General features: G+C 27.3%; 12 protein-coding genes and 1 pseudogene. 7 read left to right on the top strand and 6 right to left on the bottom strand.

Annotated features, from left to right (window positions below):
- Positions 1-308: 308 nt before the first annotated feature.
- Entirely contained in the window at positions 309-497 is a 189-nt protein-coding gene (locus C8C76_RS14550) for an antitoxin VbhA family protein (RefSeq protein WP_108142898.1), read from the bottom strand.
- A 94-nt stretch (positions 498-591) separates the two neighbouring features.
- Here C8C76_RS14550 and C8C76_RS15300 point away from each other — a divergent pair, with 94 nt between their 5' ends.
- Positions 592-1,068, top strand: coding sequence for a UPF0175 family protein (locus C8C76_RS15300; RefSeq protein ID WP_108142897.1), 477 nt, complete (start codon positions 592-594; stop codon positions 1,066-1,068).
- A gap of 54 nt (positions 1,069-1,122) precedes the next feature.
- Here the strand turns inward: C8C76_RS15300 and C8C76_RS14540 are convergent, their stop codons facing one another.
- A complete protein-coding gene (locus tag C8C76_RS14540; protein ID WP_108142895.1) occupies positions 1,123-1,371 on the bottom strand; it encodes a hypothetical protein in 249 nt (82 codons plus the stop codon).
- Between the two features lie 129 nt (positions 1,372-1,500).
- On the bottom strand, positions 1,501-1,569 hold the full coding sequence (locus tag C8C76_RS15560) for an Rpn family recombination-promoting nuclease/putative transposase (RefSeq protein WP_375135341.1): 69 nt from the start codon (positions 1,567-1,569) through the stop codon (positions 1,501-1,503).
- A gap of 133 nt (positions 1,570-1,702) precedes the next feature.
- Between C8C76_RS15560 and C8C76_RS14530 the strand changes: the two genes are divergently transcribed.
- The gene (locus C8C76_RS14530) at positions 1,703-2,065 is read left to right on the top strand and encodes a helix-turn-helix domain-containing protein (protein ID WP_108142893.1); all 363 of its coding nucleotides are present in this window, start codon (positions 1,703-1,705) and stop codon (positions 2,063-2,065) included.
- 9 nt (positions 2,066-2,074) lie between these two features.
- Positions 2,075-2,860, top strand: coding sequence for an ImmA/IrrE family metallo-endopeptidase (locus C8C76_RS14525; protein ID WP_108142892.1), 786 nt, complete (start codon positions 2,075-2,077; stop codon positions 2,858-2,860).
- A gap of 31 nt (positions 2,861-2,891) precedes the next feature.
- On the opposite strand, the gene C8C76_RS14520 is transcribed toward C8C76_RS14525, so the two are convergent.
- From C8C76_RS14520 to C8C76_RS14515, 3 genes and pseudogenes are all read right to left on the bottom strand, one after another.
- Positions 2,892-3,266, bottom strand: a complete 375-nt coding sequence (locus tag C8C76_RS14520) for a hypothetical protein (protein ID WP_181248242.1) — start codon at positions 3,264-3,266, stop codon at positions 2,892-2,894.
- 39 nt (positions 3,267-3,305) lie between these two features.
- Positions 3,306-3,470 (bottom strand): annotated as a pseudogene (locus tag C8C76_RS15555) (Rpn family recombination-promoting nuclease/putative transposase); the annotation flags it as partial.
- Between the two features lie 107 nt (positions 3,471-3,577).
- A complete protein-coding gene (locus tag C8C76_RS14515) occupies positions 3,578-4,729 on the bottom strand; it encodes an RNA-guided endonuclease InsQ/TnpB family protein (RefSeq protein ID WP_108142887.1) in 1,152 nt (383 codons plus the stop codon).
- A 449-nt stretch (positions 4,730-5,178) separates the two neighbouring features.
- Here C8C76_RS14515 and C8C76_RS14510 point away from each other — a divergent pair, with 449 nt between their 5' ends.
- The 4 genes from C8C76_RS14510 (at position 5,179) to C8C76_RS14495 (ending at position 7,669) form a co-directional block, all read left to right on the top strand.
- Positions 5,179-5,475: a nucleotidyltransferase family protein gene (locus C8C76_RS14510; RefSeq protein ID WP_108142885.1), complete on the top strand. Its 297-nt coding sequence runs from the start codon at positions 5,179-5,181 to the stop codon at positions 5,473-5,475.
- A complete protein-coding gene (locus C8C76_RS14505; protein ID WP_108142883.1) occupies positions 5,462-5,797 on the top strand; it encodes a HepT-like ribonuclease domain-containing protein in 336 nt (111 codons plus the stop codon). Before C8C76_RS14510 ends, C8C76_RS14505 begins: the two co-directional genes overlap by 14 nt.
- Before the next feature lie 661 nt (positions 5,798-6,458).
- Positions 6,459-6,707: an AbrB/MazE/SpoVT family DNA-binding domain-containing protein gene (locus C8C76_RS14500; protein ID WP_108142881.1), complete on the top strand. Its 249-nt coding sequence runs from the start codon at positions 6,459-6,461 to the stop codon at positions 6,705-6,707.
- 443 nt (positions 6,708-7,150) lie between these two features.
- Positions 7,151-7,669, top strand: a complete 519-nt coding sequence (locus tag C8C76_RS14495; protein WP_108142879.1) for a hypothetical protein — start codon at positions 7,151-7,153, stop codon at positions 7,667-7,669.
- Positions 7,670-7,758: the final 89 nt, after the last annotated feature.

Below are 7,758 nucleotides of genomic sequence, written 5' to 3'. Positions count from 1 at the left end.
TAATTAATTTCAGGGTATGAGAATACCCTGTTCTTTTAAATATTTACTGGTGAAAAACATGTCCTGGTTACTGAAATATTTCTTGTCTCATAACACAAATTTAAGGTATATAATTAGTATATAAGGTAGTTTCCCGAGAGTGGCGGAAAACTTTAAAAGAGAGAATACTACTCAATTGTATTCCTCCATTAAGGAGGATTTTTTTTAGGAGTTGAATTATATGTTTCTGGCATCAATCTCGGATGTCAAAATGGATATAAACATAGATTTGCCACTAATATTGATAGAATTTATTTAACGATTAATTCTTAACCTGACTGTTTACGTTTTATATATTCAGTAATAATATCGATTGCTTCCTCGCTTGATATTTCTCCCTTTAAATATTTTTCTCCGATGATCCCACTAAGTTCATCCACTTCAATATTTTCTACAGCCAATGATGCCCTGACATTTTCTATTGCCTCTTTAATTTCTTTGCTGCTCATTCTTTTCATTGAGATTATCCTTTCTTTATTAATCATATTTAGAATGGTATAATATCAGTATAATAGCTTTGGCTTAAAAGATCCATTAAAAGGGGAAATTATTATGAGTATTAAAAAAGAAATAGAGTTGCCCGAAGAAATACTTTTGAGTTTACACCTGGCTGAAGATGAAGTCATTAAAGAAATGAAAAGAACCCTGGCAGTTAAATGTTTTAAAGAGAGAAAATTGTCTATAGGCCAAAGTGCTGAATTTGCGGAAATGACAGAAGAAGATTTCATTAAATATTTAGGAAGTCAGAATATTTCTATTTTTAATATGGATGATCTGGATGAACTGAAAAAGGATTTGGGGAATTGTTCAATCTGCAAAGGGAATTTAGAAATAGGAAATATAAATCATATTGCTGATCTTGATAATTTCATTATTATTATTAAAAATGTTCCTGCTTTTGTTTGTAAACAATGTGGTGAATATTATTTAGAGCATAATGTTGCTTTAGAAATTGAAAAAATTATTGATAATTATAGAGAAAATACTGCGGAAGTAATAATCATTAATTATTTTGATGTAGTTGTTTAATGATTTAATAGGATAGATGGCTGATAGCAGTGATGATAAATAAATACTTCTTTATTAGTTTAAATATTTTTCTAAATCTTCAAGTGATTCAATGTTTAATAGATTATCTCTAATTATTTTTAAGGTTCCGAGCCCAGTATTGTTAAGGTTTCTTTCTAGCTCAGGAGAAAGTGAATCAATTTCTAATTTTACTGTCGTAAAAAGGATTATAGTTTCTATTAGTTCTTCTTTTCTTCCTTCTCTAATTCCTTCTTTAATACCAGCAAGTTTTCCTTCCTCACGCAATTTATCAGCTGTGGACATTAAAATTTCACTCCTTTCGGGGATAATTAAATTAAATTTCACATCTATATTATACCTCTTTCCCCCATGGTGAATCAAGAAAGTTATGATCACTCGCAGTTTGCCAGAATTTTTTGGTTTTAAAAAGGGTTAACAATCCGTCATGTATTTCAGCAGTTGAAGCGAGACTTCTTTATCCGGGTAACTTTTGTGTTCAATTAAATCCAGGCTAATTCTAGATGTAATTTTGTAAACAAAATATTTACATATCTATTAATTATATAAAATTAAGTAAATAAATAATTGCTAAAAGCAGCTTTAAGTGTTATAATTGCAGTAGGAGGTGTTAAGAATGAAAGATTTAAATAGAATTGTAGGTCAGAAAATACAAATGAAATTAGATGAAATAGCAATGAGCCAAACTGATTTAGCAGAAAGATTAGGAACCTCACGTCAGATGGTTAATAAGATTATACATGGTAGAAAAAATATTACTCTTACAGAAATTAAAGAAATTGCTCAAATATTAAACCTTGATGTTAATGAACTAATGAAAGAAGATCAAGAATTATCAGAAGATCCTGTGGTTGCATTTATGGGCAGTGTGAAGACTAAAGCAGCAGAGGAAGGCTTAAGAACTGCTAAAAAAGCAATGGATTTAATAATATTTCACCGTGACATCCAGGAAGAATTTAACAATATACTAAATGAGTAGGTGAATGAATTGATTATTTTAGATAAAACAATTAAGAAAGTTAGTCCAGATATTTTTAAAGCAGTAGAAAAAGAGGTGCTATATTTTCAAAATGAATTTGTAGGTTCTGATGATTTAATACTTCAGGATGATATTTTTAGAGTTTTAGAAGATATTGAGGATCTAAGTATTATTATGTTTCCTGTTGAAGATGAAGAGTTTTGCGGCTTTTTATTTGAATATCGCGGAGAAAACTTTATCTATATCAATACTTTTTTGCCACTTGAAAAACAAATTTTTACTGCTGCTCACGAATTATATCACTACTTAGTTAATGGAAAAAAAGAATTTTTAGATTTAGAAACAATCAATGAGGATAAAGAACTTGATCTAGAAGAAAGTAAAGCTAATCTCTTTGCAGCATTATTATTGGTGCCTAAAGATGCTTTAAATAAACAGCTTAATCTTTTGAAAATAAAAAAATCTGCTGATCTAAATATATTAAAAATAATAAAGTTAATGGATATTTTTGCAGTTCCGTTTAAAACTATTATTTTAAGATTATTTGAAATTGAATTATTAACTGAAAAAGAAACAAAAGATTGGCTTGAAATTGCAGCTCGCAATCCAGAAAAAGGAATTCTATATCAAATAAAGAAACACAAAATTGGAGAGAGATGGCAGAAAAGAACAAAGCATGTTAAATTGAGTAATTTAAAAGCTTTAATAATTGATAATGATGAAATGGAGCTCCTACCAGAAGAAAAAATCAATAAGGATCTGTCTTTTTTGGCTAGGGTAGATGTCGATGAATAATTAAAAAAAGAAAGAGCAGAATATCTGCTCTTTAGTTTAAATATTCTTCTAAATCCTCAAGTGATTCAATAGTTATAATATCCTTTAATAAATCAGTGCGAATTTCTCTTAAAACAATTAAATCTAATTTATTAAGTTTACTCTCCAGATTGTCCGGAAGCTTATCTATTGGGAGTTTATCCTTTATTAAAATTGAAATAGTTTCAATTAATTCCTGTTTTCTACCCTCTTTCATTCCTTCTTTTCTACCTTCTTTAATCCCTTTTTTAATTCCATCTAATTTACCTTCTTCACGCAATTTATTAGCTGTAGACATGAAAGTCTCACTCTTTTCGGGGATGATTAAATTAACTTTATCATGCATAATATCAAAATCGTAATCCTTAATTTCTAGTATATATTCCATTCCTGTTGTGAAATATTCTAAAATAGTCTTAGTATCATTCAATTTTTTGATTAGCTTTAATATATCAGCAAATATTTTATCATAATCATTATCAATAAAGCTGGTGTGAAGTATTTTTAAAACTATTTGTAACTGTATACTTCCTATAATCTCCAGATCACTATACTTAGAAAAGTCAAAAAGTAAATATTCAAAGTCTGGAATGAATCTCTCCCGCTAAATCGAAGATAAGATTTAGAAGAAGCTTCTATTGCTTCATATATACCGTAATGGCTATATATTATTAGATAGATTTAAACGAAGTTTTGTAATTAAGTTTCCACCTGTTTGGCAACACTTATTCGTTTCGGGGGATTCACAACCCCATTATCCCTAGCTCCATGAATGAGTTCAGGAATACATTTATCTTTCAGATATTTTCTTAATATGTTAAGACTACCATTGATATCACTATTAATCGTGGTCTTTTTATTTTTAAATAGGCCCCTATATACTCTAAGGGACTTATTATAATTAGACTTATTTATTTCTTCTAGATCAACAGCACTACATCCACTTGTATAGGATTCATTAATTTTAATAAAACTAATACCTTCTAATTTAGCTTTATATTCTATCATATTAACCAATCGTTGGACTGGTATTTGAACAAAAGACTTAATAGTAGAATTTTGTTTAATATTTTTAATATCACCAATAACAATAGTGCCTACATTTTCATTTAATGCTATATCAATTACCTGCCTACTTGCTTTATGCAAATAATTTAACACATAATTTCTCCTATCAATTCTAAGAGGTTTACCATTAATTAAATAATTTTTATCACTATCCTTAAAAGTTATAGCAGCTAAATTATCTAACCCTGGATCAATGCTCATTATATTGCTACCATCATTGTTTTTGCATTCCTTATTGTATATCACAATCAGATACCATCTGTTAGAAACAGATTCTCTTTTAATTTTTATCTGTTGAATAGAATCCATATTTATAAAGCTTTGAACTTTATCAGAAAGCTCAAATTTAAGATTGTCCACTTTATACATAGATTTCATTTTTTTAGATAAAGATAATAAAAGATTGCCATTTTTAATTCTAATAGCATAGTTGGTAAAAATTATTTCATTAGGATTAGAATCTAAATATTTATATTTTGGAGATTTAGGAGTCCCTTTATATTTAGAGGGGTTTTTTTTATAATCATTTAAACTTCTAAAATATGATTTCCAATTTTGAGCTAACAGTTTAAGACATTGCTGTCTATTATGTGAATGTAGGAAATCACAATGCCAGTTATCTCTAAATTGTTCATCCAGCTTAGTATATACAGGCTTATTTTTTTCTTCATTAATAGAGTAATTAACAATGTTATATAACTTAGATGTATGGAAACTTAATGTTCTGATAATATTTAAATTCTTGTGATTAATGGCTGGTTTAAATTTAAAAGATAGTTTCATTTATTAATTCACCTCCTTTGATAAGAAGTTGTTTATTTGTTTTTATTATATCTACAGGTGTTTTCAGTATTAATGTAGCTAAGAATTATATAGAAAATCAAGACTATTAAAATTAATCTCACACTGAATCAAAATAAAGATTTAGAGATGGCTTTTCTTTTAACATTTTAGAAAAATATTTTTTTAGATGTTTACTAACAAATGATTTCCTAAAATTTCATCTTTTAAAAAGATAAGATTTGAGAACTAACCCTTAAATATATTATACCACAAAACGAACTTGTGTTCAATTAAATTCAAGCTAATTTAACAAAAAAATAGAGAAATATTAATTGATTTTAAGGCAAGAGTTTATAAAAAAATGTTAAAATATTGAATAGTTTTTTATCAAATTAAAAACTTGTTTTATTTTATCAATGGTGCTAAAATGGAAACAGGAGGTCGATAATATGACAGGTCAAGAAATTATTGAATTTTTGCAGAGTAACAGAAGCATATTAAATAGATTTGGAATTAAAAGTATTGCCTTATTTGGCTCATATGTTAGTGGTCAGGCTAATAATAATAGTGATATTGATCTTCTTGTTGAATTTAAAGAAGGCGAGAAGACCTTTGATAATTATATGGATCTAAAATTTTATCTTGAAGATAATTTAAATAAAGATGTAGATCTTGTGATTAAAGATGCCTTAAAAGAAGAATTAAAGGAAGATATTTTAGGAAGTGCTAAATATGCGCAGGCCTGAAGTATATTTAAAAGATATTTTACGTTCAATAAATAAAGTTCAGAACTATTCAGGTGATATTTTATTTGAAGAATTTAAAGAAAAAGAGATGGTTCAAGATGCTGTTCTAAGAAATCTTGAAATTATAGGTGAAGCTGTTAAAAATGTACCTGCTGATATTCGAGAGGATTATCCTGCAATAGAGTGGAGAAAAATTGCTGGTCTTAGAGATATATTAATACATGACTATTTTGGAGTAGATTTGGAAATAGTTTGGAATGTTATAACAAATAAATTACCACAACTTAAAATAGCGATAGAAGATATATTAAGTCATATTTGATTATTCCAGGCATAGTATCTGGTTATTTTTTTGCCTATAAACCAAAATCTTTAGTAGATATAATATTTTTCATATCGATTTAACTAAAAATCTCACTTTTTACTATCGGCAATAAAATCAGGTGTTCAGGAAGAAGAAGTTTATTAAATCACAACGTGCATTAAATTATACAATTTAATTTAATTCGACAAAAAAACAGAGAAATATTAATTGATTTTAAGGCAAGAGTGTATTATAATAAAAGTTGTTAAGAAATTGAACACATAAGAAAAGATTATAAATAGTTTATTGATTGTCTGCAGCATTAAATCTATATATCAATTGAAATTAATAAAGAAAAAGTACAAAATGACAACCGATGTCACAAAGAATATTAACTGAAAAGTTTTACTTTGTCATTCGACAAAATTAGATACTCTAATTATTTGATGTATCTTAAATAATGTTATAAAATAAAGATTGTGAGAGATAAAAGCGTTATCTCTAATATTATACCTATTTTAATTTGCAAAAAAATAGATATATACTTGTGATTGATTTTTAGATCATTACTTTTATTTTATCCCCTATACTTTATTAATATTTAGTATAGATATTATTCTTTTTTTGATATAATATATGTAAGGAAAACAAAGAATGTAAAGTCAAAGGGGGTTAACAAATGGAACTTGCAAGAGTTTCATCTAAAGGTCAGATTACTATTCCAATTGAAATAAGGAAAAAGTTAAAGTTAAAAGAGGGAGATAAAGTTTTATTTGCGGAGGAAAATGGAAACATTTTTGTGCTAAATGCTTCATTAGTTGCCTTAAAAGAAATTCAAGAAAATATGAAAGATGAAGCTAAAAAACAAGATTTAAATTCTGAAGAAGATGTAAATAGGTATGTAGATAAAATTCGAGAAGGAAAATGACATCCGATGTCACGAAATAAAATCTTAACTCAGGTACGTTGACAATTGAATATGTATGAAAATCTTTGGAACCGGGGTTTTCATATGAGTAAGATGAACTGAGTTAGAGGTTTAAAAAACTATGATATAAGTTCAAGGATCAGGTTATTTTTTTAGCAATACACTTTGATCTCAACAAAGTGAATGCAGGGATTTATAAAATTTTAATAGAGTACTTGATTTTTGGTTTTGAGAGGATTAAACTTACAATATAAGATAATAAAGACCTGTCAAATCGAAGTCTCAAGTTCCACTTGGGATATTAATGTAGATGAGATGGGGCTTTTTTCTTTAGTATCTGGAATTCTATCATAATAGAATCTTAACTAAAAAGCAGGATTATTCTGAGTAATGTATAACTAAATAAGTGTAGGAACTATTAGTTTTGCGAAAGGAGAAATTATATGAACTTAGATTACTTTAAATTAAATGTTTCTCAAAATGTTGGTCAGATTTCCAAAAAGAAACTTTCGCTACTTAAAGAAATATTAAGTGCAGAATATCCTGAAGTTCAAAGACTTGATAATGGTGGATATATTTTTTTGAACTTAAATAAAAAGAGTAACTTTTTAATATTACCCAATCAAGTATCAGCTAATTTTGATAAAATACCTGAAACTTTTGATTTTAATTCTGATGTCAAAAAACCACTGCTTCAGATATTTGAGGCTTTGATTTTTGAAGAAGAGGTAAAAGCTTCCGCCAGATTTAATTTTTTAAAAGATACTAGCAATTCTTTTGAAAAATCTCTAGACTTAATTGATAATGAAAAGAAAAAAAGAAAACTAAATGAAAAAGGAATAATTGGTACAGGTTATAGATTTTTAAGAGAAGGACAATTTGGTGGAATATCAGAAATTAAGATTGAACCACTGATTGATGACAAATCAAAGTGGTTTATTGAATCTATTATAAATCACTAGCATTGCATAAAAATATTTAAGCATTGTCAAATTTAAGTTATTGAGAACATATACTATCTACAGAATATTCAGTCACTACCTTATCCTTT

The organism is Halanaerobium saccharolyticum (genome assembly GCF_003053565.1).
Taxonomy (GTDB): Bacteria; Bacillota; Halanaerobiia; order Halanaerobiales; family Halanaerobiaceae; genus Halanaerobium; species Halanaerobium saccharolyticum_B.
The sequence above is the reverse complement of the archived record's forward strand: the minus strand, read 5'-3'. Positions and strand labels throughout refer to the sequence as shown.